General features: G+C 64.5%; 22 protein-coding genes. 11 read left to right on the top strand and 11 right to left on the bottom strand.

Features of this window, described 5'->3' with window-relative positions; genetic code table 11:
• Positions 1-5: 5 nt before the first annotated feature.
• Complete coding sequence (locus tag GS429_RS17175) at positions 6-812, bottom strand: shikimate dehydrogenase (protein ID WP_160066612.1); 807 nt, start codon at positions 810-812, stop codon at positions 6-8.
• Positions 813-982: 170 nt separating this feature from the next.
• On the opposite strand from GS429_RS17175, the gene GS429_RS17170 reads away from it, so the two are divergent.
• Positions 983-1399, top strand: a complete 417-nt coding sequence (locus GS429_RS17170) for a universal stress protein (RefSeq protein WP_160066574.1) — start codon at positions 983-985, stop codon at positions 1397-1399.
• A gap of 83 nt (positions 1400-1482) precedes the next feature.
• Positions 1483-2427 carry a calcium/sodium antiporter gene (locus tag GS429_RS17165; protein WP_160066573.1) on the top strand — a complete coding sequence of 315 codons (945 nt, stop codon included), beginning with the start codon at positions 1483-1485 and terminating at the stop codon, positions 2425-2427.
• A gap of 55 nt (positions 2428-2482) precedes the next feature.
• Here the strand turns inward: GS429_RS17165 and GS429_RS17160 are convergent, their stop codons facing one another.
• Entirely contained in the window at positions 2483-3829 is a 1347-nt protein-coding gene (locus GS429_RS17160; protein ID WP_160066572.1) for a DUF7344 domain-containing protein, read from the bottom strand.
• Positions 3830-3915: 86 nt separating this feature from the next.
• Positions 3916-6435, bottom strand: coding sequence for a PAS domain S-box protein (locus tag GS429_RS17155; protein WP_160066571.1), 2520 nt, complete (start codon positions 6433-6435; stop codon positions 3916-3918).
• Positions 6436-6614: 179 nt separating this feature from the next.
• Here GS429_RS17155 and GS429_RS17150 point away from each other — a divergent pair, with 179 nt between their 5' ends.
• The 3 genes from GS429_RS17150 to ddh all read left to right on the top strand — a co-directional run bounded on the left by GS429_RS17150 (position 6615) and on the right by ddh (position 10426).
• Positions 6615-7967: a D-aminoacyl-tRNA deacylase gene (locus tag GS429_RS17150; RefSeq protein ID WP_160066611.1), complete on the top strand. Its 1353-nt coding sequence runs from the start codon at positions 6615-6617 to the stop codon at positions 7965-7967.
• Positions 7968-8121: 154 nt separating this feature from the next.
• A complete protein-coding gene (gene ftsZ / locus GS429_RS17145) occupies positions 8122-9285 on the top strand; it encodes a cell division protein FtsZ (protein WP_160066570.1) in 1164 nt (387 codons plus the stop codon).
• Between the two features lie 211 nt (positions 9286-9496).
• Positions 9497-10426: a D-2-hydroxyacid dehydrogenase gene (ddh, locus tag GS429_RS17140; protein ID WP_160066569.1), complete on the top strand. Its 930-nt coding sequence runs from the start codon at positions 9497-9499 to the stop codon at positions 10424-10426.
• A 157-nt stretch (positions 10427-10583) separates the two neighbouring features.
• On the opposite strand, the gene GS429_RS17135 is transcribed toward ddh, so the two are convergent.
• The gene (locus tag GS429_RS17135; RefSeq protein ID WP_160066568.1) at positions 10584-10925 is read right to left on the bottom strand and encodes a 2Fe-2S iron-sulfur cluster-binding protein; all 342 of its coding nucleotides are present in this window, start codon (positions 10923-10925) and stop codon (positions 10584-10586) included.
• A gap of 215 nt (positions 10926-11140) precedes the next feature.
• Here GS429_RS17135 and GS429_RS17130 point away from each other — a divergent pair, with 215 nt between their 5' ends.
• Both GS429_RS17130 and GS429_RS17125 read left to right on the top strand, forming a co-directional pair.
• Positions 11141-12547 (top strand): geranylgeranyl reductase family protein, encoded by a 1407-nt coding sequence (locus tag GS429_RS17130; RefSeq protein ID WP_160066567.1) that lies wholly within the window; start codon positions 11141-11143, stop codon positions 12545-12547.
• Positions 12548-12752: 205 nt separating this feature from the next.
• Complete coding sequence (locus GS429_RS17125; protein ID WP_160066566.1) at positions 12753-13673, top strand: DUF4397 domain-containing protein; 921 nt, start codon at positions 12753-12755, stop codon at positions 13671-13673.
• Here the strand turns inward: GS429_RS17125 and GS429_RS17120 are convergent.
• The 3 genes from GS429_RS17120 to GS429_RS17110 all read right to left on the bottom strand — a co-directional run bounded on the left by GS429_RS17120 (position 13667) and on the right by GS429_RS17110 (position 16751).
• Complete coding sequence (locus tag GS429_RS17120) at positions 13667-14914, bottom strand: M48 family metallopeptidase (RefSeq protein ID WP_235920846.1); 1248 nt, start codon at positions 14912-14914, stop codon at positions 13667-13669. The two genes, GS429_RS17125 and GS429_RS17120, sit on opposite strands and share 7 nt — an antisense overlap.
• A 128-nt stretch (positions 14915-15042) precedes the next feature.
• Entirely contained in the window at positions 15043-16323 is a 1281-nt protein-coding gene (locus tag GS429_RS17115) for an amidohydrolase (RefSeq protein WP_160066565.1), read from the bottom strand.
• Positions 16324-16415: 92 nt separating this feature from the next.
• Positions 16416-16751 carry an uS10/mL48 family ribosomal protein gene (locus GS429_RS17110; RefSeq protein WP_160066564.1) on the bottom strand — a complete coding sequence of 112 codons (336 nt, stop codon included), beginning with the start codon at positions 16749-16751 and terminating at the stop codon, positions 16416-16418.
• Positions 16752-16937: 186 nt separating this feature from the next.
• Between GS429_RS17110 and GS429_RS17105 the strand changes: the two genes are divergently transcribed.
• The 3 genes from GS429_RS17105 (at position 16938) to GS429_RS17095 (ending at position 19669) form a co-directional block, all read left to right on the top strand.
• Positions 16938-17375: a bis(5'-nucleosyl)-tetraphosphatase gene (locus GS429_RS17105; RefSeq protein ID WP_160066563.1), complete on the top strand. Its 438-nt coding sequence runs from the start codon at positions 16938-16940 to the stop codon at positions 17373-17375.
• A 287-nt stretch (positions 17376-17662) separates the two neighbouring features.
• Positions 17663-18439 carry a DUF4013 domain-containing protein gene (locus GS429_RS17100; protein ID WP_160066562.1) on the top strand — a complete coding sequence of 259 codons (777 nt, stop codon included), beginning with the start codon at positions 17663-17665 and terminating at the stop codon, positions 18437-18439.
• Between the two features lie 171 nt (positions 18440-18610).
• A complete protein-coding gene (locus GS429_RS17095) occupies positions 18611-19669 on the top strand; it encodes a DUF5787 family protein (RefSeq protein WP_328821451.1) in 1059 nt (352 codons plus the stop codon).
• Positions 19670-19672: 3 nt separating this feature from the next.
• Here the strand turns inward: GS429_RS17095 and GS429_RS22265 are convergent, their stop codons facing one another.
• The 4 genes from GS429_RS22265 to GS429_RS17075 all read right to left on the bottom strand — a co-directional run bounded on the left by GS429_RS22265 (position 19673) and on the right by GS429_RS17075 (position 23771).
• A complete protein-coding gene (locus GS429_RS22265) occupies positions 19673-19849 on the bottom strand; it encodes a hypothetical protein (protein WP_235920845.1) in 177 nt (58 codons plus the stop codon).
• Positions 19850-20285: 436 nt separating this feature from the next.
• Positions 20286-21548 (bottom strand): aminoacyl--tRNA ligase-related protein, encoded by a 1263-nt coding sequence (locus GS429_RS17085; protein ID WP_160066560.1) that lies wholly within the window; start codon positions 21546-21548, stop codon positions 20286-20288.
• A 220-nt stretch (positions 21549-21768) separates the two neighbouring features.
• Positions 21769-22272, bottom strand: a complete 504-nt coding sequence (locus GS429_RS17080) for a DUF5797 family protein (RefSeq protein ID WP_160066559.1) — start codon at positions 22270-22272, stop codon at positions 21769-21771.
• Positions 22273-22481: 209 nt separating this feature from the next.
• Complete coding sequence (locus GS429_RS17075; protein WP_160066558.1) at positions 22482-23771, bottom strand: MFS transporter; 1290 nt, start codon at positions 23769-23771, stop codon at positions 22482-22484.
• 130 nt (positions 23772-23901) lie between these two features.
• Between GS429_RS17075 and GS429_RS17070 the strand changes: the two genes are divergently transcribed.
• Positions 23902-24903, top strand: a complete 1002-nt coding sequence (locus tag GS429_RS17070; protein ID WP_160066557.1) for a cupredoxin domain-containing protein — start codon at positions 23902-23904, stop codon at positions 24901-24903.
• The last annotated feature ends 29 nt before the right edge of the window (positions 24904-24932 follow it).

Here is a 24932-nt window from a genome sequence, read left to right as displayed (position 1 = left end):
GCCGGTTACAGCTCGGACCGAAGCGCCGCGTTCATCACGTCGACCGGGGCTGCTCGGTCCGTCCACAGCTCGAAGGCTTCGACGCCCTGATAGAGCAACATCCACGCGCCGTCGACGGTCGTCGCCCCCGCGTTCGCCGCCTCTCGCAGCAGTCGCGTCTCGAGGGGCCGATAAACGGCGTCCAGCACGGCCAGCTCCTCGTGGAGCGCCTCGGCTGGCACCGGCGTCTCGTCCGTCTCCATGCCGACGCTCGTCGCGTTGACCAGAACGTCCGCGTCCGCGAGTCGGTCGGCGAGCACGTCGGCCTCGAGTCCGTACCCGGTCGCCCCCGGAACGTCGTCGGCAAGTTCGTGAGCCGTCGTCTCGGTCCGGTTGGCGATTTCGACCGTCGCGCCGGCGTCCGCGAGGCCGAAAGCGATCGCTCGGCCGGCCCCGCCTGCACCGACGAGAACCGCGCGCGTGTCCTCGAGCGCCACGTCGTGCTCTCGCAGGGCACGCAACGCGCCGGCCGCGTCGGTGTTGTGACCCGTCGGCTGTGTCCCGGTGAAATCGATCGTGTTGACCGCGCCGATTCGACTCGCCATGTCGTCGGCGTCGACGCAGTCGAGGACGTCCTGTTTGAACGGAATCGTCACGTTCAATCCAGTTAGTCCGAGCGCGTCGGCTCCGTCGACGGCGGCCGCGAGATCGTCGACTTCAGGCTCGAAGGTGACGTACCGCGCCTCGAGATCGAGTTCGTCGTAGGCGGCTTCGTGCATCGGCGGCGACAGCGAGTGCCCGACCGGGTTGCCGAGCAACCCGAAGACGTCCATAGCCATGGCAGACACTCGAGGCGGCAGCGCCATAATCGGTGTGACTTCGCGGTGTGGCGTGGGATGATGTGCTGTGCCATGGCGTGGCCCCACCAGCACGGCTTCGACGACGACACCGCAGAGCGGGAACCCGCCCCGGCGCTTATCCATCGGACCAACGAATACGCCGTATGGACGTTCTCGTTCCCATCGACGACTCGGAGCCGGCTCGCGCAGCGCTCGAACACGCCGTTCGCGAGTATCCGGACGCGACGATCACGGCGGTACACGTTATCGACCCGAACCTCTCGACGTACGGCGAGGGCGGGATCTACGCCTACGAGTCGATGGTCGAGTCACGGCGGGAAGACGCCGAGGACCTGTTCGCGGATGCAGCCGAAATCGCGGCCGACGCCCGCGGTTCGATCGCGACGGAGACCGTCGTCGGCGACCCCGCTCGAGAAATCGTCGCGTTCGCGACGGACCACGACGTCGATCACATCGTCGTCGGAAGCCGCGGCCGCTCCGGGGCGAGTCGCGTGTTGCTCGGCAGCGTCGCCGAGCGCGTCGTCCGTCGGGCCCCCGTTCCGGTGACGATCGTCCGTTAAACGGATAGGTACTCGACTCCGTATCGAACCGAGAGACGCCCCTTTTCGGGGTTCTTTTACCGCAGTCACGAGTAGCGCCGCGCATGCTCTCCGGAATCCCGCTCTACCTCGCTCTCCTCGCGGTCGGGGTCGTCGTCCTGTACGCCGGCGCCGAGTTGCTCGTCGCCGGCGCCGGACGGCTCGCACTGGGAATCGGCCTTCGAGCGGCGACCGTCGGCGTGACTGTGATCGCCTTCGCGACGACAGCGCCCGAACTGTTCGTCTCGACCATCGGCGCGCTGAACGTCTCGACCGATATCGGACTCGGGGCCGTTATCGGCTCGAACATCGCCAACATCGGGCTGGTCCTCGGCGTCTCCGCGCTCATCAAGCCCCTGCAGGTGCGTTCGATCGTCATGCGCCGCCACGTTCCGTTCATGCTCCTCGCGGCGGTCCTGCTCGTCGTCCTCGGTGCCGACGGCACGATCGGCCGACTCGAGGGTGCTATCTTCCTGCTGGTACTCGGCGGCTTCACCGCATATTTGGTCTACTACGTCAACGTCGATCCGGCACCGACGGTCGACGACCCGGCCGCCGGAGACGGGATCGCGGCCCGCGACGTGGCGCTCGTCCTCGGCGGACTGGTGGCGCTTGTCATCGGCTCGCGGTGGCTGGTCTCCGGCGGCACCGGTCTGCTGTCGGAGCTCGGTTTTTCCGACCTGTTCATCGGACTGACCGTGCTCGCCCTCGGCACCTCGTTGCCGGAACTGGCGGCCTCGGTCGTCGGTTCCGTTCGCGGCGAGACCGAGTTCGCCATCGGGAACATCGTCGGGTCGAACATCTACAACATCCTCGCGGTACTGGGGATCGTCGCCCTGATCACGCCGATCGAGATCGCCCCGAGTACGCTCCGTCTCGAGTTACCCGTCCTGGTCGTCTTTACCATCGTGCTGGTTGCCATGATGGGGTACGGCCGCCGACTCACGCGACTGGACGGCGCTGGATTGGTCGCCGGCTACGTCGTCTTCCTGTACTTGCTTTTCCCGTAGGACGACAAAAAGCAGCCTCCCGAACGCAATTCCGCGCCTCGCAACGACGCCCCGCTCACAGCGGCAGCGGCGTTTCCTGATCGGTCACGGCCTCGCCGTCGGCACGCCGCGACTCGAGGCGGTCGAGCCGCGGGCCGACGTGTTCGCGGACGAGTTTGACGAGCGTATTCTCCGCTCCCTCACCGGTGATCGCCGTCGCGCGGAGATCGCCGTTTTCGTCGTCGATCGTCACGAGCATCACCCGTTCGCGGTCGGCGAACACGACGCGCCCGTGGTGGAGTTGCTCGACTGGGAAGTTCAGCCAGTCGGACTGCGGTTCGCAGACTGTCGCCTCGGGAATCGCAGACTGAACGGTCTCCTGTACTTCGGCCGATTCCGAGCCGATATAGACGTCGACGCCGCGCTCGGCGGCGGCCCGCCAGCGCTCGAGACAGCGCCGTTGGATCATGCCGCCGTCGGGAACCGTGACGAACAGTTCCTCCTCGGCGTGGTCGGCGATATCCTGCCCGGCGGCGACGACGTTTTCTTGTCCCTCGATCGTCCAGCACGCGCCCGAACTGGTCGCGTCGTCGGCCGTGTCGTCGGAAGCGAGTCCGGCCGTCTCGGCGTCCGCCAGTTCTCTGGACGTCTCGAGCATCGCGCCGATCTCTCCGAGCGGGCTCGCGGCGAGCCAGTCCGATCGCCACTGCGGCGCATCGGGGGCGATCGAAACGGTCTGGCTCGAGCGATCATATTCGACGAGGCCAGCCTCCGCGAGCGCGGGCAGATCGTTGTGGACGAGTCGCGTGGCGAACGGCTTCCAGTCGGATTGGGCGAGATCGACGAGTCGAGTATCCGCATCCGCCGTCCGGGCCGCAAGCATCGCGGCGAGGTCGGCGACCGCGAGTGGCTCTCGTTGCCTCGCAAGGATCGCGCAACTGGTCCGGCGACGTGCGGGCTGCAGCGCCTCGAGCGTTCGGTTCAGTGTCGCTTCCCGGCTGGTCGCCCCGGCAGCGAGTTCGTCGAGGAGCCGAGAGACCCACTCGGCCTCGAGAATGGGGTGGTCGGCGAGGGCGATGGTTCGCGCGCCGTCGGTATCGCTCTCGCTCTCGGTTTCGGTTTCGGCCCCATCTTCAGCCCCGCTCTCGCTCTCACTCTCACTCCCAGTATCGACCGCGGTCAACAGCCCCTCATCGAGCAGTCGCGGGACGTGACAGTGAAGAAGCTCGATATGGGCGTTGCGAACCTGTTCGTCGGTGACGATCGGCGTCCCGTGTTCCGTGACAGCAACCTCGACTGCGAGCGTCTCGAGCGAGAGCGGCCCCGTCCGTTCGGAGAGGGCCGCAAGCAGGTATCGCCGCTTGGGGGTGGCGAGAATGTCGAACGCAGTAGTCGTCTGTTCTGTGTCGAGGCGCGAACTCATTGATTGCTAGAGACGACCGGCGGGGGAAAGATGTGTACCAGCGTGCTCTGGTATGACTGAGGGGTATTTCGACGGAATTGTGACAGTCACCCATCCTGTTCAGTTTCCGACTGTCTCCCCTCTTCGAAGTAGGCTGTCAGGAGTTTCTCCTGTGCGACCCGGAGATGCTGGTGAAAGGTCTGGCGAGCGATCCCGAGCTGATCGGCGATTTCGCTGGCGTCGCTGTTTCGCGTCGGCCACTCGAAGTAACCGCCGTAGTAGGCCGCCTCGAGCGCCGTTCGCTGCTTTTCGGTCAACTCGTCTTGGACCTGCCGTCGGAAGTCACCGCGAGTCTCGACCGACCGCTCGACGGTATGTTTCGAGACCAGTCGCGTGTCGGGGTAGGCCGACGTGACCGCATCGACGAGGTCGCGCACCTCGACGTCGGGACTGAGCTGGACGACGGTGCTCGAGACGCCGTCGGTGATGATCTGCGAGCGCATTCGAGCGCCGTAATCCGCGAGCAGACTGATGATCGTGGAGCCGTGGATCGTGAGCTCCCAGTGGTGTCCGTTCTCGACGGCGTCGATGCGGCGGACCTCCCTGACCGCGGGGTGATCGGTGACGAACGATCGAACCCGTTCCGGACCCGCGTCGGTGATGGTAACGTAATAAACGAACGTTTCGTCGGTGACCGGGAGCACGTGATCGAACGTCAGTCGAGAGCCTGTCCAGGCCGAGAGATCGATGCAGACGTCCTGACGATCCGTCGATTCGAACTCGAGTTCGACGACGGTGTCCAGATAAAGGAGTCGGCGGATCGCCATCGCGTTGATCGCATGACCGATAGTTCCTCCGAACTCCTGTAACACCTCTCGCTCGCGCTCGGCGAACGCCGTCGGCTCCTCGGCGGCGACGACGAGCAGCCCGAACGTTCGGCCGCTCGCCGTGATCGGAACGGCCGCAACGGAACCGTAGTCGTGGCTGCGGGCGTCGGTCCGCCAGTCGTCGACCGAACTCTCGCGAAGACGGTGATAGCACTGAACGGATCCCTCTTCCGACGGCGAGCGTCCCGGCCGTTCGGTCGGCGGTTCGCAGAACGATTCGAGGATGGATCCGGCCGCCGTCGCGTCGATTCCCGCCACCGCTCGTGGCTCCCGCGGCCGTCGTTCGGTCGTCATCGCGGTCTCTCCGTGACCCAGTATCGCGAACCGATACGCGTCCTCGGCCGCGAACGCTTCGACGATCGCGGTTTCGATCTCGTTGCGAGTTTCCGCTGCAACCATCGTTTCGTCTATCGTTCGGATCGTCGCGTTGAGCCGTTCGAGGCGCTCGAGCTCACGTTCGCGGGCCTTACGTTCGCTGATGTCGCGGCCGACGCCGGTAAAGCCGAGGACAGTCCCGGTATCGTCGGTGATTCGAGCGCTGTTGAACTCGTAGGGGATGTGGGTGCCGTCTTTCGTCAACACTCTCCCTTCGGCGGTGACTCGTTCACCCTCCGAGAGGATTCGACCGATCGCGTCACCGATGTGGTCGCGATCGGCCGGCGCGATGAACTCGAGGGGACTCATGCCCTCGAGTTCGTCCCCGTCGTAGCCGGTGAGCTGCTCGAACCGCTCGTTCCAGTGGATCAGGTTTCCGTCCGTGTCGTAGGCATAGAGCACGTCCGGCTGAGCCTCGAAGATGCTCTCGGTGAGCGCCTTTTCCTCGCGAAGCTCTCGTTCGCGGGCCTTGCGCTCGCTGATGTCGCGGCCGACGCCGGTAAGCCCGAGCGTCGAGCCGTCCGCATCGGTCATTCGGGCGTTGTTGAACTCGTAGGGGATCCGCGTGCCGTCTTTCGTTAGCAGGTCGGCCTCGACGGCGACGTAGTCGTCTTCGTCCAGGATTCGCTGGACGGCGTCGGCGATCCGATCGCGGTGTTCGGGAACGACGAACTCGAGGGGGCGCATCTCGGCCAACTCCGATTCCGCGTACCCGGTCACCTCCGGCACTCGATCGTTCCACTCGAGGAAGTTCCCCTCGGTATCGAACGCGTAGACGATGTCCGGCTGTGCGCTGAAGACGCTCTCAGTGAACGCCTGTTCTTCGCGGAGCCGTTGCTCGCGTTCGTGTTCCTCGGTGCGGTCGTGAAGGAGCCTCGCGTATCCCCGCAGATCGGCAGTCTGATCGTGGCCATTGTGATCGGAATCCTCACCGCCCCCGAACTCGCCGACGCCGTCGTCCCGAATCGGGACGAGTATCTCGCGAACCCAGATCCGTCCGTCGTCGCTTCTGAGACGCCACCCTTCGTCTTCGGCCCGTCCGGTCGTTCGCGCTCGCTCGAGTAGCTCTTCTGGACGGCCGATCTCGCGGGTTTCGGCGGGGAAGAAGACGCGGTAGTGGGCCCCGAGAACGTCGCCCTGGCTGTAGCCCAACAGCTCTGTTACACCCTCGTTCCAGCTGACGACGCGACCGTCCTGGTCGAGCAGCGAGACGGCGTGATCGCTGACGAGGTCGGTCAGCCGCCGAACGTCGAGACTGAGCGCCGGTGGCGAAACGTCGTCGGTCGGCGACGGGCCCGGATCCGATTCGTCCGGTTCGTCCGGTCCCTCCGGATCGCCGTTCCGTTCCGAGGATGAATTGTCCATGTGATCCTGGGGCTGCCAGTAATGGTGATTGGTACCACTTCTATCCCGGAAAAAGCGACGGTGGCCCTCGCCACGGCTTTAACACCCGTGAGCCGATGGTTCGACTCAAGGCGCGGGCGCGGGCCCGCGCTCGCCGACGAACCGACGACGTTACCGGTTCCCGGCCCACCCACTCGAGTATGACCGACCTCGCTATCGTCGAGAGCCGGGCCGACCGCGCGTCGGTCCACATCTGCGATCAACTCCGCGAACTCGCCGACTGGGAGGCCGTCGACGACGACTCCCGGCCCGCGTCGGCGGGCGGTGGCACCGTCTACCGAACCGACCGCGCCGAACTGCGTTCCTTCGACGACCTGCACCTCGAACTCGAGCGGCCCGTCGACGCCTTCGACGGCGACCCCGACCTGCTCGTCTTCGCCTCGCGCCATTCGGGCGATACGGGGGCGCTGCTAACGGGCCACTTCACGGGAAACTTCGGCCCGGCCGAGTTCGGCGGTGACGACGACGCCGTCGCCGAGGCGTGTCCGAACGCCCTCGCACGGCTGCTCGAGGCCTTCGACGAGTACGCGCCCGAGGCGTACGACGTCGGGATGGAGTGTACCCACCACGGCCCCACCGACGTCGGCTGTCCGTCGCTGTTCGCCGAACTCGGCAGCGGCGACGAGCAGTGGGACGACCCCGACGGAGCCACGGCCGTCGCCCGCGCGATCCTCGAATTTCGGGACGCCAGCCCGCACCGACCCAAACAGGTCGTCGGCTTCGGCGGCAACCACTACGCCCCGCGATTCGAGCGGATCGTCCGGGAAACCTCGTGGGCCGTCGGCCACATCGCGGCCGACTGGGGCCTCGAGGCGATGGGGCACCCGACGGCCCACCGGGAGGTGTTCGAGGCCGCCTTCGAGAAGAGCGGCACCGAAATCGCCGTGATCGACGGCGAGTGGCCGGTACTCGAAACGACGCTCGAGGAGTCTGGGTACCGAGTCGTTAGCGAGACCTGGCTTCGCGAGGTGGACGATCAACCGCTCGACCTCGTCGACGCCGTCGAGTCCGAACTGGGAACCATCGACGACGGAACCCGGTTCGGCGACCGCGACGAGCGGTCGTTCGCCGTCGTCGATCTGCCGACGGACCTGGTCGACGCCGCCGAGGGTATCGATCCCGAGCGCGTGCGAGCTATTTTCGACGGTCACACCGTCGCCTTCGCGACCGAAAACGGCGGCAGTCGCGTCGGGTCGGCGGTCGCAGTTCCCGGCTCCGACCCCGGTCCCGACGACGGCGCGCCCGACGCGCGGGAGTCAATTATCTCCGAACTGGCAACGGTCCTCGAGGAAAAGTACGAAACGGTAACGGTCGAAGACGACGCTGTCGTCGCCGAGCAGACGGCTTTCGACCCCGAACTGGCCCGCACGACCGGCGTTCCCGAAGGCCCGAAGTTCGGCGCGCTCGCAAACGGCAAGTCCGTTACCGTCGACGGCGAAACCATCAGTCCCGAGAGAGTTCAGCGCGAACAAACGGATCGCTTCCCGATATAATTCGAGCGAACGCATGGTAATGGTGGGTATCGACGTCCTGTGTCGGGTTTCGTCGCACAACTCGAGTGACAGTAAGCCGCCCCTACCGTGTCAGACAGTCGTCTGACGTGTAGGGGAAAGGTAATTATGCTCCATCTTTTAGACACGGCCAAGAATGGACTCCATTATCGACGACGCCATCGACGAGGCCGAAGACGGGGAGCCGTCGGCGGTCCCGGACGAGGGCCAACCACAACAGTCGCCGAGCGGAGACGACGCAAGCAACCGAACGGGAACGATGACCGACGACGAACTGGAAGACGTCCTTCAGGACCTCCAGACAGACATTACCGTCGTCGGCTGTGGCGGTGCCGGCGGCAACACTATCAACCGCATGCACGAGGAGGGTATCCACGGCGCGAAACTCGTCGCCGCCAACACCGACGTCCAACACCTCGTCGAGATCGAAGCCGACACCAAGATCCTCATGGGCGAGGAGAAGACCGGCGGCCGCGGTGCCGGTTCGCTTCCCCAGGTCGGCGAGGAAGCCGCCCTCGAGAGCCAGCAGGACATCTACGACGCCATCGACGGCTCCGATATGGTCTTCGTCACGGCCGGACTCGGCGGCGGAACCGGAACCGGTTCGGCTCCGGTCGTCGCCAAAGCCGCCCGCGAGGCCGGCGCCCTGACGATTTCGATCGTCACGACGCCGTTTACCGCGGAGGGAGAGGTTCGACGCACGAACGCCGAAGCCGGCCTCGAGCGGCTTCGTGACGTCTCCGATACCGTCATCGTCGTCCCGAACGACCGCCTGCTCGATTCGGTCGGCAAACTGCCCGTCCGCCAGGCGTTCAAGGTCAGTGACGAGGTCCTGATGCGCTCGGTCAAGGGCATCACGGAACTCATCACGAAACCCGGCCTCGTCAACCTGGACTTCGCCGACGTTCGAACCGTCATGGAACGGGGCGGCGTCGCCATGATCGGGCTTGGCGAAGCCGACTCCGAAGCCAAGGCCGAAGACTCGGTCAAAACCGCGCTGCGCTCGCCGCTGCTCGACGTCGATATCTCGGGCGCGAGCTCCGCGCTGGTCAACGTCACCGGCGGCAACGACATGGCCATCGAGGAAGCCGAAGGCGTCGTCGAAGAGATCTACGACCGGATCGACCCCGACGCGCGCATCATCTGGGGGACCTCGATCGACGAGAGCCTCGAGGGCAGCATGCGGACGATGATCGTCGTCACCGGCGTCGAGTCGCCACAGATCTACGGCCGACCGGACGGCGAAGCCGTCCAACCCGAAGCGCCCGCACAGGGCGACGACATCGACTTCGTCGACTGATCGGCGCTCGGGACGCTGACGCGGTTTGCGATCTACGGAGGCGGAGGAGACCATCGGGAGGAGTCCATTTTCACCATCACCGGCGTTTTCAGCGCGATACCTGACAGCAACTGCCAACTGGTAACCTGCAACCGACTCGAGTCGCGCTTGCACGCTATGGCCGACGGCTCCCGAAAACGTTCTTGCGGACGACGCCAGTCGTGAGAGATAGATGGCTACACTCGAGCGATTGTGTCTACACGAATCAGTCGGAACGAAGCTGCCGGAGACGGCGTTTCTCGAGGCGTTCGACGACCTCGAGGTTCGCGTCGAACTCGTCGGCGACGGCGAACCCTACACCGAAGCGGACGCCGTCGCGTCGTTCGAACCGCGCCCGGAATTCCTCGAGGCGGGCTGGGTCCACTGCATTCGCGCGGGGTACGACGCGTTCGATACCGACGCCTACGAGGACGTCGGCGTTCCGCTGACCAACAGCTCCGGCATCCACGGCGACACCGTCGGCGAACTCGCCGTCGGATACATGCTCTCACTGGCGCGACTGCTCCACACCTATCGGGATCGGCAACGGGATCGAGAGTGGCACGACCCGGCCTACGAGCGCCCATTTACGATTTCGGGCGAACGACTCTGTGTCGTCGGGCTCGGAACCGTCGGCCAGGGAATCGCGAAACGGGCCGACGCGCTCGGCATGGACGTCGTTGGCGTTCGTCGCTCGGATGATCCCGTCCCATCCGTCTCGAAACTCTACGACCCCGGTGCGCTCGAGGCTGCCGTCGCCGACGCGCGGTTCGTCGCGCTCGCGGCCCCGCACACGCCGGCGACGGAGGGGATGATCGACGCGGACATTCTCGATGCGATGCGGTCGGACGCGTACCTGCTCAACGTGGCTCGAGGACCGCTCGTCGACGAAGGGGCGCTGATAACGGCCCTGGAGGCGGAAACCATCGCCGGCGCTGCACTGGACGTCTTCGAGCAGGAGCCCCTCCCCGCGTCGTCGCCGCTCTGGGGGTTCGAAAACGTCATCGTGACGCCACACCGCGGGTCCGCGACGAACCGCTACCACCACGATATCGCCGAGTTGGTCCGCGAAAACGTTCGCCGGTTCCGGGCGGGCGAGTCGCTGAAAAACCGCGTGGCGTGATGAGTGTGTTCCTGCCCCAGGATAGGTCACGTTCGGCCACGACGGGTCGGGAATCGTCCTGATTACGCACTCGAGGGGCGCGTCCAACGACGACAGAAGCGGCTAGCTAGTCGGTTACGGATCGGCTGGTTACAACTGGTCGTTGAACGGCCACAACTCAGTCATCCGCAGCCGCAGCCCCGCCCGCTTCACCGATCTCGCCCTCCAGATCGCTCTCGATGCTTGGCGGGTACTTCCCGCGGTCGAGTTTCAGATCCGACTGCGGCCGAGCCATACACGTAAGCGCATAGTTCTCGGCTTCTTCCTCGGTCAGTCCCCGCGCCGCGGGCTGGGTAACCTCGCCCTCGAGAATCTCGGCCGAGCAGGCCAGACACATCCCGACGCGACACGAGTACTCCTGGGCGATACCCTCCTCGAGACAGCGACTGAGAATCGTCTCCTTGTCGGTACAGGTGATCGTCTCACCCGTCCCGACGAATTCGATCGTGTACTCTGTCATACAGGCTGCTACGAAAGACCTCACTAAAACTCTTTATTCACATTTGTCGTGACAGAAGCAACGAAAATACCGTGAGAGGACCCGTCAGAACGGCTGCACTCCTCGAGCACGTCGCCGATCACGTCGAAATCGACCGGCGGAGCACGATTGTGCCCTCGCCGATCCCACAAATAACACATAAAACGTTTTCTTCCCGTGGGGTCCACACAGTTGATATGAGCACGCAGGAGCAGTCGACGGCCACCACCTCGTCCGACCGCCGGTCGCCGGACGTGGTCGTCGTCGGTGCCGGGACTGCCGGATGTTACGCCGCAGCGACCGTCGCCCGGGAGGGATACGATGCCGTCGTTCTCGAGCGCAAGACCGAGCACGAAGCCGGTCATATCGCCTGCGGGGACGCGTTGAAGGGTGCAGACGCCTTCCCCGATGCGATTCCCAAGTCGAAACTCGAGCCCGCATTTACGAACACGGGCGTCGACCACGGCCGCTTCGAGATTCCCCAAGAGGACACCGTCCTCGAGATCCCCGTCCCCGGCGAGTTAGCCGTCATCGACCGCTGGGAGTACGGCCGCCGAATCATCGGCGGGGCGGGCGATACCGGCGTCGAGTTTCACTACGACACCGTCGTCAAGAACGTCACGCAGGCCGACGACGGCCGCGTGACGGGCGTCGAAGCGATCCGAAAGGGCGATCCGATCACGTACGAGGCCGACATCGTCATCGACGCTGCGGGCTCGCTCTCGATCCTCCAGGACAACGTCGACTTCTCCGACTCCACGTTCGATACGAACGTCAACTACTCGCACTTCTGTTCGGCCTACCGCGAGATCGTCCACGTCGAGGAGCCGGTCGAGTGGGACGACGCGCTGGTGTTCAAGCCCACCGAGCGCGCGGCGGGTTACCTCTGGTACTTCCCGCGCACTGACACCGAGATCAACGCCGGTCTAGGTTTCCAGATGACCGAGGAGCCGATGCAGCTCGTTGAGGACCTCAAACGCGACCTCGAGAACCGTCCCGAGTTCGCGGGTGCTAAAGTCGAAGATAAACTCGGCGCTGCGCTTCCAACGCGTCGGCCCTACGACTCGGCCGTCCACCCGGGCTACATGGCCGTCGGCGACGCCGCGGGCCACGTCAACCCCACCACCGGCGGCGGCATCGCCGGGGCCGCTTACGCCGGCAAGTACGCCGCCGATCAGGCGATCGAAGCACTCGAGACGGGCGACTACAGCGAGGCAACCTTCTGGGAGTACAACGAGCGCGTGATGGACCACTTCGGGGCCCGCTACGCCGCGCTGGACGTCTACAACATCCTTTCGACGGCGGTCGACGTCGACGATCTGATGGGGCTGCTCGCGGCCATGCCCGGCGACAAACTCGCCGAGGCGCTCTACTCGGGGAGTACAGATATCGGCCTGAAACTCAAACTCGAGTCGCTGATCAAGAGCCGCGGCCACTGGGGCACCATCTGGAACCTCTACCAGACCAAGCGCTGTGCCGACGACCTGCTGGCTCACTACGAGCAGTACCCCACCAGCCCCGAAGGGCTCGCAGGGTGGCAGGATCGACGCGACGAACTGATGGAGACCGTCTACGAGACGACCGGAGCGGAGCCGAAGTACTAACGCCGAAATTCACACAGAAATTTTACTCTGTGGTCTTGCGCGTTCACGACACTGGCCCGATCGCGTTGTCCCTCGAAAATGACAATTAAAATCACCTTCGGGCTGTATTCCGATATCAATCAACTCATGACATAAATACATTTTGGCCAAAAACCTACTCAGTTAGGGCATATCGCTATTTCTGTCGTCTGCTTGTATCGTGTTGATGGTAGAAAACCACACACGCCGACGTGCACTGTCACTGATCGGCACGACCGGGGTCATCGCAGTTGCGGGTTGCTTGGGCGGCGACGACGCAGCGGACGACGATACGGGCGACCACGCCGACAACGGATACGACGATGACGAGCACAGCGACGACGAATACGCCGACGAGATGGACGACCACCAGGCGGGCGTCCGGGTCGCTCACCTCTCCCCCGACGCGCCGAACGTCGACGTCTGGGTCGACGGCGACCCCGTCCTCGAGGACGTCCCCTACCGCGCGGTCAGCGACTACCTCGAGCTTCCACCCGAGACGTACGACGTGATGATCACGGCCGCGGGCGACGCCGACACCGTCGTCTTCGACGACGCAATCGAGGTCGGCGACGGCGACTTCACGATCGCCGCTCTGGGCGAACTCGCCGAGGAGAACCAGCCGTTCGCGCCGGCCGTCCTCGAGGACGACTTGAGCGACCCCGGCGAGAACGCGCGGGTCCGCCTCGTCCACGCCTCGCCCGACGCCCCCGCCGTCGACGTCACCGCGGGCGACGGCGAGACGGTGCTGTTCGAGGACGCCGCCTTCGGCGACGCCGCGGCCGTCGAGGTTCCCCCTGACGCGTACACCCTCGAGGTCCGCCCCGCGACCGAGGACAACGACGGCGACGTCGTCGCGACGTTCGACGTCGAACCCGTCGCCGGAACCGTTTACTCGGCCTTCGCGGTCGGCTACCTCGAGCCCGAGACGGCTCCCGCTGACGAGCCGTTCGACCTCGAAGTCGTCGTCGATAACGAGATGGACGAACACGACGGTGAGATGGACGACGACAAGCACGACGACGATTACGAGGACGACAAGCACGACGACGATTACGAGGACGACAAGCACGACGACGAACACGCCGACGAAGACGACGGCTACTGATCGCCGGCCGCCGCCGAATCCGGCGTCTCGAATCGCAGCCGTTCGATCCGCTTTTTTGTTGGTGGATGCGTTCCGAGTAGCCGTCGCGCCACGAATCGCCTCGAGCGGTTGAAAAATCGGTGTTCCTCCCACGGCGGCGGCACGATCGAGAACGCGGCCGCGGTGCGGTGGCGTCGCAGATCACGCACGGGTCGCCTGGCGACCGACCGGTCGAGCGTCTCGAGCGCGCTCGCAAGCGCCGTCGAATCGCCTGTAATCGCGACGGCCCCGTCGTCGGCGGCGTACTCCCGGTAACGAGCGACGACGATCACACACCAGCGCGAAAGGGCCTGCAGCGCGAACGCGAGCAGTTCGAGGTAGCCGCCGCCGTCGTACCGCTCGATGAACGCCTCGGCTTTCGCCGCCGGAACGGTCATCACCGACATGACCGCAGCGTCGCGATTGGCGACGTGTGCGAGTTCGTGGGCCAGTACTGCCTCGAGCTCTCGGGAATCGAGTTCTTTGACCAACCCGCGGGAAAGGATGATCGTCGACGTCGCGGGCCGGTAGCCAACCGTGAGCGCCGTGGGCGTTCGCGTCACGGCGATTTTGACCGTCGGCGTCGGGACCCCGGCCTGCTGTGCCAGTCGGTCGACGCGGCGACGAACGTCCGCGAGTTCAGGATCCCGTTCGAGATCGTCCGAGAGGTCGACCGAGTCGTCGAGCGTGCGAAGCACGGCGACGTCGCCGGTCAGTTCGGACCGAACGGTATGTACGAAGTGCGACCCGACGACGACCAGGCTCGCGACGACCGGAAGGGGCAGGATATACAGTTCGACGCCCACCGACTCGACGAGCCAACGACTCGCGACGACGAGTGCGAGCAGCACGCCGCCGATCCCGACGAGTGCTCGAGGACTCAGCCGTCGACGAACGGACTCGAGCGCCGTTCCCAGTTCCGACGCGACGGTATCGATGTCGTACTCGAGGTCGTCCCTGTGAGCCACCCGGAACGCGTGGAAGCCCGCGAAAAGCACCGCGAGATAGCAAGCGACGCCGACGATCGCTGCGAGCGTCGGGACCGAGCCGAGGGCGGGGAGAACCGTCCCGAGTGCGGCCCAGTAGACGAGTCCCCCGAGCAGCATAACGAACAGGAACTCGACGACGAGCAGGATTAGTAACGCGGCGAGCAAGATCGTGCTGGCCACGAGCATACGGGCCCAGAGTCCGAATCGGACGCGGCGGGTGGAGGATCCTCGCATGGGGTCGACCGAGTTGCTCCCGACTACAGCCTCATCGTATATAATCGCTTCACTGTCACGTCTGCGTGTCCGCGGAGGAATCGGCTACGGATCCTGCCGACACCGAGCCTCATCGCAAAACGGGCCGATCAGCTCTGTTCGTGGCTGATCCGATCGATCGCACCGGCGAGGACGTCGATGCCGTGGCCGATACTCGGCTCGTCCACGTCGAAGGTTGCGGTGTGGTGGCCGCCGGGATGGTCCGTGCCGACGCCGACGTAACAGGCTTTCCCGCCGTTTTCCTGGACCGTCTGCATCAGGAAGGTCGCGTCCTCGCTGCCGCCGAGTTCGTCGCGCTCGAGGACGCTTTCGACGCCGGCGGTCGCCCCCGCGACGTCGGCGACGATCGAGACGAGTTCCTGGTCGCTCGTCGCGCTCGGAGCCTCCGCACCCGTCCCGAACTCGACCTCGCACTCGTGCATGTCGGCGGCGCTCCGAATCACGTGGCGCGCCTTGGAGTCCATGTACTCCATCAGTTCGGTCGTTTCACCGCGAACTTCGGCGAGAATGCGCGCCTCTTCCGGGATGACGTTAGCGGCGCTGCCACCTTCCGCGATCCCCGCGTTGACCCGCGTTTTGCCGTCGTTGTGCCGCGGAATCCCGTAGAGGTTTTGCACGGCCGTCGCCATCGCCTGGACGGCGTTGCGGCCTTGCTCGGGGTGGCCGCCCGCGTGAGCGGGTTCGCCGGTGAACTCCGCCTCGAGGTGTTTGACCGCGAGGAAGCCGTCGATGCCCGCCACGACTTCGCCGGTCGGGTGGTCGAGTCCGATGTGAGCCGCGAGCAGATAGTCGACGTCCTGTATGTGTTCCCCCTTGGCCATCGATTTCCCACCGCCGACGACCTCCTCGGCGGGCTGGAAGAACACCTTCAGCGTTCCCGAAAAGTCGCTCTCCGCGACCTGCTCGAGCACGCCGATCCCGATGGTTGCGTGGGCGTCGTGACCGCAGGCGTGCATCGCGCCCTCGTGTTCTGAGCGGAAGCCTTCCGCGGCGGGAACGTGGTCGGGATCCTCGCTCTCCGCACGCGGGAGGCCGTCGATATCGACTCGGAGCCCGACCGTCGGTCCCTCGCCGCGTTCGAGGACCGCCACCGCACCCGTGTAACCGCCCTCGAGCGATTCGAGGATCTCCTCGTCCGCTCCAGCCTCGCGGGCCTGCTCGTACCACGCGGTCAGTTCGGCGTCGCCGGGGACGGCCATCCGGTGGTCGCCCGCGATAGCGTCGGGGCCGATGTGGAGTTCGTCGAGATCGTCGCCCAGGCGCGCCTCGAGTTCTTCGACGATTCGTGCGGTCGTGTAAAACTCTCGCCAGGCGGGTTCGGGTCTGCGGTGAAGATCTCGGCGAACCGAGATCAAGTCGTCCGTACTCATACCCTGACTCTCGTCTCGGGTGGTGAAAATGGTACCGACCGCGGCGGCGTACGTCGTGTATCAGCTAACAGACACAACGAGAGAGCGAAGAGTCAGTTCCCACGACCCGCGCCGTGGATCTGCTCGACTTCCGCCTCGATGTGGACCGAATCCGGGAAACTCTGCTGGGCGATGTTGCGCGCGAGATTATCGTGACCGTGAATCTCGAGTTCGCGGGTGAAGACCGTGTAGTTCCACGAGGAAAACTGGCGGTCGTCGTCCGCGTGAAGCCGACACTGCTGGGGGACCGAGAGCTTCTCGGGCGGGTGGGAGTGGGGACCTTTCAGGGCGGCACCCTTGCGCTCGGCGTTTTCTTTGATGTCTTCGACAATGCCGTCGAGGGCGGCTCGATCGCCGCTCTGCAGCGTGAGCCGGGTAACGAAGGTCATGGATGTATTGTCCAATCGTCAACGGCCGGGGCGTAAAAGCTTGCTGAGATGGGGCCGCGAATCCGGCTTCAAGGAACGTATTTCGGGTTTCGACCGGTACTGTCGTCGCAATCGGTACGGCAAATTCCGTATAGACTGGACGAACAGTCCGATATTCTCTTAACGTCGCATCTATTAATCCACTTAATGGCAGTCGAAGCTACGAGCGCAGGCGCGATCCTCTTCCGCGATACGCGGGGCCGGCGCGAGTATCTTCTACTCAAGAGCCGCCCAGGCGATTGGGAGTTCCCCAAGGGCGGTGTCGAAGGAGATGAAGAGCTACAACAGACGGCGATCCGCGAAATAAAGGAAGAGGCAGGTATCGATCAGTTCCGACTACTCGACGGCTTTCGCGAGGACTACAACTACGTCTTCGAGGCGAACGGCACGACGATCCACAAGACCGTTCACCTCTTTATTGCGAAATCGTTCGAAGCGAGCGCGGAACTCTCAAACGAACACCGCGACCTCCAGTGGCGCGACTACGAACAGGCGGTAAACACCGTCACACAGGACGGTCCGCGCGAAATACTCGAGCAGGCTCACGGATTCTTAGACGAACACGAGCAGGAGGCAGAAGAGTAGGCCGCCGACGCTCGTCTTGCAGTCGGAGTCGATTCGCGACGAACGCCATCCCACAGCGTATCGACTGTCGATTTACGGCGTCGCGTCGTTTGATACTGTCTGCTCTCAGTCATTTCCGCTGGGACCGCAGGATGGCTTGCGGTCCCACCGGTACATCGTTACAGCAAACCGTATGACTCCGTCTCTCCGACGAGATCGGCTCTTCGGCGGTCTCCGATGGGGTTTCCAATCTCGCTCGATAGTCGGACGGGTCTCGGTCGCCGCCAGCAACTTTATCGGGTGACCGCGTGACCGTACGGCCGACACAGATGCACCCCGTCGAGGACGCGCGTTCGTCGCCGGGCCGCAGCGGTTGGCGCAAGCGGACGCTCATCGGCAGCGCCCTCGTCCTCGGCGCGATTCTCGTCGTTCCACTGGTCGCGCTCGTCGGCTACTACGTTCGCACCCTCGAGACGGCTCTCCGTGGCGCGGACGAACTCCCCGCATTCGACGACTGGGGATCGCTCCTCGCGACGGGTACAGCCGGTTTGGCGATCGCCCTCGCGTATCTGCTCGTCCCGCTGCTGGCTGGGGCCGTGCTGGCGTTTGCAGTCGGCGTGGGTGGCTACTACGGGCTCGCCGGGCTGGCACCGCTGGTCGGCGGAAACGAGGACCTAATCTGGGGACTTAGCGCCATCGCAGCGCTGCTCGCTGCTCTGTTCGCGTTCAGTATTATCGGCGCGACACTGCTGCTTTATTACGTCCTGCCGGCGGCGTTAGCACAGTACGCGGCGACGGGATCGATTCGCGCGTCGTTCGACCGGAGGGCGTTGTGGCCCGTCGTCTCGAGTGGCGACTACTTCCTCGCGATGGCCGCGTTCCAGGTCGTGGCGCTGGTGGTTCCGATCCTCGTCGCGGCGGCCCTCCTGACGGTCCTCGGCGCGGTCGCGGTCCCGCCGATGCTCTTTTTCGTCGGACTCGTTAGTTGCCGGTTCCTCGGACGCTCGATCGCTGGAACGCTACCCACGAAAATGGAAACGACGACTGTAGGTCCCGCAGACACGCCTGTTTCGGTGGACGATTGACGCAGGTCGCTCGACTATCGTCCTAACCGAGCCTGTGTACCACAGACCCCCAGCTATCGTCCGCTCAAGTATCCACTGCCTGTCAGTGGCTACGATGGCAACCCGCCCCGGTTGGGGGTCGACCACGACCTATCGAGTAGCGCTTTTACTCGCTCGCTACGAACGTCTTCCGTGGACCACACTGCCGAGTTCGGATTCGAACTCCGGACCTGTCGCTGGGCTGAACGCGAGTGGTCGCCCGACGGATCGGCCGGCGACGCTGCCGTCCTCGTCGCTCGCCAACTCGGCACCAAACGACGCCGATGGGATACCATCGTCCTCGAGTGCGACCCCGACGCCCTCCTCGAACGAGCGAAATTCGGCGCGGATCGACTCGATGGCGACCTCCTCCACATCGTCCGGAACGCCCCCGACGAATGGTCGTACTACCGCGATTGTCTCCCGGATCCCGGCTACCCGTGGCGCTACGTCCGCGAGGCGATTCATCGGGCCGACGACCGTGACATCCTCGAGACCCGAAAGAACAGTAATCGCATCGAGATCCGCCGAAAGTGGCCCTATCCCGACTGGCTCGAACGAATCGTCGCGATCGAGAACAAGCCGGATCTCGACGGCAGCGCGGCCCGCGCGCTCGGCTCGCAACTCGAGTACGACGTCGCGGTGGGGCTGGCCGACGAGGTCTGGGTGGCCACCCGCGAGACGGGCGACGCCGTCGAACCCGCGCTGTTCGAGGGGCTGCCCGTCGAGGCGGGAATCCTCGCGCTCGAGCCCGAATCCCTCGAGGGGTCGGTCGAGTGGTACCCTCGAACGCTCGCGGTCGAGGAGCCCGGAACGCGCATTCTCGAGCGACCCGCCGGCGGCGAGCGAGACGGGTCCGCGGCTCGGTTCGAGTACGTCGATCCGGAAACGAAAGCCGAGACGCGCCTCGCCATCGCCGAACGCGCCTACGAACGCGGCTGGCGCTCGTTCGTCGATACCATGCGTCCCGACTGCCGTCACTTCGAGTTGCGCGCTCGAGACGGCAGCCAGTTGCGCCCCTACTGCGGTGCGAAAGGGCGGTGTCAAACGGCCGCCGAGTGTTCCGGGAACTGCCCCGAGTTCGAGCCCGAGCCGCCGGTCTGGCGGACGCAGGGGTGGCCGATCGAGGGCGGGCCGGGAACGCGCTGTCGACGACTCCTCGAGGATCGACGGCGGCGACGGCGACCCGGGCTCGAGCCGACGAACGAGTGACGCTCATTTGGCCTCTTTTCTCCCGTGGGGAAACTCCGTTCCCGTCCGCGTGATGGTGTACCGCTGGTGATCAACAATCTCGTCACCGATCGGCGCCCAGCTTCGAAGACGGTCGTGGTTCTGCCTTCCGATATCCTCGGTGAACGTCTCTATCCCCCGCCAGCGGCCGTTTCCCCTCATTGCTGATCGCGACGACCTCGATCTCGAGACGATCGAATGCGAGCCCAGTCGGTGCGATCGCACACTCGCCCGCGTAGCTGTTCCCCATCCAGTATGGCTTGCCGAGTACGAACCCGATCCGTCCCGTTTCCCGGACCCACTCGAGGAACAACTCGGTGTAGCTCGCAAGCTTGTCGCCGATCGTAATAGCATACTGCGGCGCTTCGCGGTCGTTTCAGCTGTCTTCTGCGCCGCTCAGTTGCTCGTGGCTTACAGTTCGTAGCCGTCCACGCGATCGTGATCGAACCGTCCTCGGACGAGCAAGTCGGTCTCGAGCGTTTCGGGGAACATGCGACGTTGAGTCGTAACGACTACACAAATAGCTACGTGACCCTCAAATAACGGGTGAGAGTGCATAAAACGGCTCTCGAGGCCGTCGATGCCTGCTCAGGTTTCGTTACTTCGTTGACGAGCCGACGATCCCTGGAACCTCCGCAGGCGACGCGTCCCGGGTATCCCCCGTTCGCGACTCGAGTTCAACCTCTCCTGTCTCGCGGTAACGGTTCCCGAGGATGACCTTCCAGGGCACACCCAGCAGATCGCTTTCGGCGAACCGTTCGCCGATCGTCCGGTCGGTGTCGTCGAACAGGAGCACGTCGCCCTCGAGACGCTCGTACAACTGATCGGCCACCTCGCGAAGGTCACCGTCATACTCGAGGGGAACGATCGCGATGTCGAAGGGGCCGACGGTGCCGACAGCGGTGTCGGGCCAGCGACAGCCGTCTTCGTCGCCGTGCTGTTCAACGAGGGTGTGAACGAGTCGTTCGATACCGATGCCGTAGCTTCCCATCACCACGTCCCGCTCGCCGCCGTCGGCCGTGTCGATCGTCAGATCCATCGGTTCGGAGTAGCGCGTCCCGAGTTCGAAGACGTGGCCGATCTCGATTCCCTCGCCGGCCTCGAGCCGACGCCCGCAGTCGGGACAGGCGTCGCCGGCCGACAGGTCGCTGCGGGGTGACTCGTCGGTGACGCCGAACCGGCAATCCGTGGCAGGACACCACCGAAGGGCGACGGTCCCCTCGTCGGCGACTGCGACGAACTCCTCCGAACTCGAGCCGCCCATGATGCTGTTGGCGGCCGTCGTGATGGCGAACTCGAGGTCGAGCGCGTCGAAGATCCGGACGTAGGCCTCGCGAACGCCGTCGTAGTACTCGGCGAGCGAGTCGCGGCTCGCGTGGAGGCTGTAGGCATCTTTCATCGTGAACTCTTTCGTCCGAACGAGGCCGTTTCGTGCGTGGTCGTCGCGATACTTGGTCTCGACTTGATACAGCAACAGGGGGAGGTCGTCGTAGGAGCGAACGATCCCGTCGACGAGGTGTGCGACGCCCTCCTCGTGGGAGGGCGCCAGACACATCCGTTTCCCGTCGCGGTTCTCGACGGTGAACATCTCTCCCTCGAAGCTTTCCCAGCGACCGCTCCGTCGCCAGACCTCACTGGCGTTTAGCGAGGGGAGGCCGATTCGCTGGCCGCCGATGGCATCCATCTCTCGCTGGACTACGGAGACGACGTTCTCGCGGACGCGCTGTCCCGTGGGGGTAAAGCCGTAGAGCCCGCTGCCAAATTGGCGGATGAGACCGGCCCGTAACGTCCGTGCGACGGTCTCGTTTTCGTGGCTGTCCGCGTCGCGACTCGTGAATAGGAGCGTCTCGCTACGTCGCATCGAGATCACCCTCGTTACTTCGCCTCTCGCCACCACAGCAGTCGCTGTGGGCGTTTGGGACCAACCGGTTGACTACTCGAGGAGAACCAGTACTGTCGTTACGATCGTCGCGGAACCCAGCCGCGGGCCGCGCCGGACCCGCGGTTGCTGAGCCGTACAGTTCGAGACATGCAACTCACATGTCGAAAGCCGACGGGAAATAGATTGGGGTAACTGGGGATCAGTCGGAGATGTCGACCTCGAGGTCCTCGCGCTCGACGGTGAGTCGGAACGTCGGAACGGTGCGGTACTCGACCTCGACGACGCCCTTGCGTCGGAGACTCTGAAGTCCGGAGCGGACGGCTTCGGACTCGGGATCGACGTCAAACTCGTCTCGGAGTTTGTGCAACACCGAAACGACACTCTCGGACTCTTCTTTGGGGCCGGCCAGTACCGCGACGATCTGCGATTGGAGTTCAGGCACGCGAATTCGCGACGGAACGCCGTCGTCGTCGGGATGGCTCTCGATACCTGGTTCGACGTCGACGAGGTCGGCCGCTTCGGCCGTCGCGCGGATCAGGCTGTTGTCGTCCCGGTAGTAGTAATCGCCCAGTTCGTTCTCGAGATACTGGTGGACCTCGCTGCCGCTCTCCATGCTCCACCGGTCCTGGAGCTCCGAGTTCTTCGTCGGCTGTAGTTCCACTACATCTGCCAACCGTTCCGTGGCCTCCTCCGAGAGCGTCATTGTCGAAGCGTATGCGGATCCGCTACTTTTGCGTTGCGTCCCGGCGTCGCTCGCCTCGACGGGGGGTCGGCACCCGGTAGCTGGTTACCGGTTGCCGGTTCCCGATCGACCTCGAGTCCGAACGCCGACGCTCGAGCCCGAACCGCCGGTTTCGCGAGCGCTGGCGGCGAACCCGTACACCGCTATCCGCCGGCAACAATGGGACCCGGTCAGTCACCGCCGACGACCGGCACCGGTCTCGTCGCCTCGAGGGTCTCCTCGATCTGCGTGTACACGAGGATCGCCCCGAGGGCGGCGAGCGCGGTGCCGAAGACGAAGGGTACTTCGAAACCGTAGCCGACGAGCGCGCCCGAGGAGAGCGGTCCGATGGCAATCCCGAAGCCGAAGGCCATCGTGAGCACCGACAGCTTCGACCCGGACTCACCCTCGCCGGCGAGATCGCCGGCCAGGGCGAGCGACGGCGCGAACACCATCGCACCGGCGACGCCCTGGAACAGACGAGCGCCGAACATCAGTTCCGAGGACGTGATGAACCCCTGGACGAGCGTCGACGGCACCAGCAGGAACATCCCGCCGACGATGAACGGCCGTCGGCCGTACTGGTCACACGCCCGACCGATCGGGGTCTGTAACAGAATCTGAGCGATAATAAAAGCCGCAAACTGGAGTCCGAACCAGGTTGCACCCTGCTCGAGGCGGGCGTTGACTTGCGGCTGGATCGTCGCAAACAGCGCGATCGCCGTCGCCATAAACAGCGAGGCGACACCGAGCGTGAAGATCGGATCGAACAGCTTCGACCCCGTGGTATCCCAGATCGGAATCGAGAGGTCCGCGCCCGCGTTTTCCGCCGTCCTGTCGGGATCCGAGATCAGGACGGTCACGAGCAGGTAACTCGTCACCGCGGTGATCGTGGCGATGTAGAACGCCGCATCGAACCCGGTGATCGTCGCCCCGCCGGGGAGCGCGTACGGCCCGAGGGTGACGATGGTTCCGGCGACCGCCGGTCCGGCACCGAACCCGATCAGTCGAAACGTATTGTAGACGCCCATGTTCCCCCCGCGGTCCTGACTCGTCGCGAGTTCGTTGACGAGGGCGACCGACGCCGGGACGATGAACGCGACGCTGACGCCCTGAAGGGCGCGGATAACGACCAGAGCGAGGTACGACTCCGCGAAGACGTAGGAGAGATTCGTCACCGCGAGTCCGCCGAGTCCGATCAGAATGAACGGTTTGCGTTTTCCGGTCCGGTCCGAGAGCCGGCCCGTAAACGGCTGAAAGCTGCTGTTGAGAAAGCCGAACAGCGAGAGGATGACGCCGATCACCATCGCCTCCTCGAGCCCGAACGTCGCCCCGCCAACGACGTCGCTCGCGATGTAGAGCGGAATAACGACGATCAGAAACGAGTTGCCGATGCCGTCGGCCATCCGCGCGAACGCGAGCGCCAGCACCTGTCGATCGACAGCGAACTGGGCGATAACCCGCCGGAGGAGATCGCGCATCGGCCGTATCTGCGTTATCCCGTCCGATTATAGTTTCGAATCGAAAGCCCCTCGTCCATCTCCGGTCGCAGGTTAGTATATTTGAAGTTCTCCATAACTGTATTATATTCCCGTCAAGTCAGTATCGTGTATGCCCAACGGCCCCGTCCGACGGCAGTTGCTGAAAGCAGTCGCAGCCTCCAGTTTCGTTGCCCCCATCGCCGGCTGTCTGGACACGCTCGAGTCCGGAAGTGACGACGGTACTGCAGCGTCCGGCGATACCGGCCCGAGTAGTAACGAAGCCGACGCCGACCAGGCCGCGTGTACCGTCGGAGAAGCGCTCATCGCTGCACTCGGCGACGGCGACTTCGAAACCGCTGCGTCGTCCTATCCGTACTCCCACTTCGAGGACGGAGACAAGGACGAGGACGAGGACGCTCTCGACGAGGCGGACATCGCTGCTGATCTCGAGAACGGCGACGTAGCACAACTCGAGTGGGTCGACACCGATATCGAGGATATCTCCTGTGAGTGTGTCGAACCGTACTCGGACGACGCCCGAACCGAACTCGACGAGGATGTCGTGGGCGACGTGACGACCGTCGTGGAACTCCGATTTTCGATCGCGTACGACGACGGTACCGAGACTGGTACTGAATCGGCGTTCGTAAACGGCGTCGAGATCGACGGCGAGTGGTACGGAATGATTTCACAGTGGGGGAGCCGCGATCTCTGTGCAGACGGCGAGGTTCCCGATGAACACGAAGACGACAGTGCGAGCGACGACCACTCGGCTCGCGAACAGGCGCTCGAGCCGACCGACTGGGAAGACGTCGACGAGATCGTCCTCGACGGAGAGATCGCCAGCTGGGTCGGCGTCGAACCGGCACCGATCGAGGACATCGAGAACCCGACACTCCTGCTCTTCGAGGGCCGCGAGTATACGATCGAGTGGCGAAACGCCGACGGGATGCCCCACAACCTCAAGATCCGCGACGAAGCCGACGACGGACTCGCTGAAACCGAACTCATCGAAGGGGAGGGCGAATCCGCCTCGCTTACCGTCGACGCAACCGCGGCGATGGACAACTACGTCTGCGAACCGCACGCACAAACTATGGTCGGCGACATCGACGTCCGGGACAAAAACTAACGTTCCAGATTCTTCGGCCCAGGTATCGA

Source organism: Natronorubrum halalkaliphilum (genome assembly GCF_009834785.1).
GTDB lineage: Archaea > Halobacteriota > Halobacteria > Halobacteriales > Natrialbaceae > Natronorubrum > Natronorubrum halalkaliphilum.
This window is presented reverse-complemented; position numbering and strand designations above follow the sequence as displayed.

Bases quoted from the DNA above. Each gene is read 5' to 3' on its own strand.
- GS429_RS17085 (WP_160066560.1), bottom strand. From the start codon at position 21,548: ATGCGACGTAGCGAGACGCTCCTATTCACGAGTCGCGACGCGGACAGC.
- GS429_RS17080 (WP_160066559.1), bottom strand. From the start codon at position 22,272: ATGACGCTCTCGGAGGAGGCCACGGAACGGTTGGCAGATGTAGTGGAA.
- GS429_RS17165 (WP_160066573.1), top strand. From the start codon at position 1,483: ATGCTCTCCGGAATCCCGCTCTACCTCGCTCTCCTCGCGGTCGGGGTC.
- GS429_RS22265 (WP_235920845.1), bottom strand. From the start codon at position 19,849: ATGAGGGGAAACGGCCGCTGGCGGGGGATAGAGACGTTCACCGAGGAT.
- GS429_RS17175 (WP_160066612.1), bottom strand. From the start codon at position 812: ATGGACGTCTTCGGGTTGCTCGGCAACCCGGTCGGGCACTCGCTGTCG.
- GS429_RS17110 (WP_160066564.1), bottom strand. From the start codon at position 16,751: ATGACCTTCGTTACCCGGCTCACGCTGCAGAGCGGCGATCGAGCCGCC.
- GS429_RS17160 (WP_160066572.1), bottom strand. From the start codon at position 3,829: ATGAGTTCGCGCCTCGACACAGAACAGACGACTACTGCGTTCGACATT.
- GS429_RS17130 (WP_160066567.1), top strand. From the start codon at position 11,141: ATGAGCACGCAGGAGCAGTCGACGGCCACCACCTCGTCCGACCGCCGG.
- GS429_RS17075 (WP_160066558.1), bottom strand. From the start codon at position 23,771: ATGCGCGATCTCCTCCGGCGGGTTATCGCCCAGTTCGCTGTCGATCGA.
- GS429_RS17105 (WP_160066563.1), top strand. From the start codon at position 16,938: ATGGCAGTCGAAGCTACGAGCGCAGGCGCGATCCTCTTCCGCGATACG.
- GS429_RS17115 (WP_160066565.1), bottom strand. From the start codon at position 16,323: ATGAGTACGGACGACTTGATCTCGGTTCGCCGAGATCTTCACCGCAGA.
- GS429_RS17150 (WP_160066611.1), top strand. From the start codon at position 6,615: ATGACCGACCTCGCTATCGTCGAGAGCCGGGCCGACCGCGCGTCGGTC.
- GS429_RS17125 (WP_160066566.1), top strand. From the start codon at position 12,753: ATGGTAGAAAACCACACACGCCGACGTGCACTGTCACTGATCGGCACG.
- ftsZ (WP_160066570.1), top strand. From the start codon at position 8,122: ATGGACTCCATTATCGACGACGCCATCGACGAGGCCGAAGACGGGGAG.
- GS429_RS17070 (WP_160066557.1), top strand. From the start codon at position 23,902: ATGCCCAACGGCCCCGTCCGACGGCAGTTGCTGAAAGCAGTCGCAGCC.
- GS429_RS17135 (WP_160066568.1), bottom strand. From the start codon at position 10,925: ATGACAGAGTACACGATCGAATTCGTCGGGACGGGTGAGACGATCACC.
- GS429_RS17170 (WP_160066574.1), top strand. From the start codon at position 983: ATGGACGTTCTCGTTCCCATCGACGACTCGGAGCCGGCTCGCGCAGCG.
- ddh (WP_160066569.1), top strand. From the start codon at position 9,497: ATGGCTACACTCGAGCGATTGTGTCTACACGAATCAGTCGGAACGAAG.
- GS429_RS17120 (WP_235920846.1), bottom strand. From the start codon at position 14,914: ATGCGAGGATCCTCCACCCGCCGCGTCCGATTCGGACTCTGGGCCCGT.
- GS429_RS17155 (WP_160066571.1), bottom strand. From the start codon at position 6,435: ATGGACAATTCATCCTCGGAACGGAACGGCGATCCGGAGGGACCGGAC.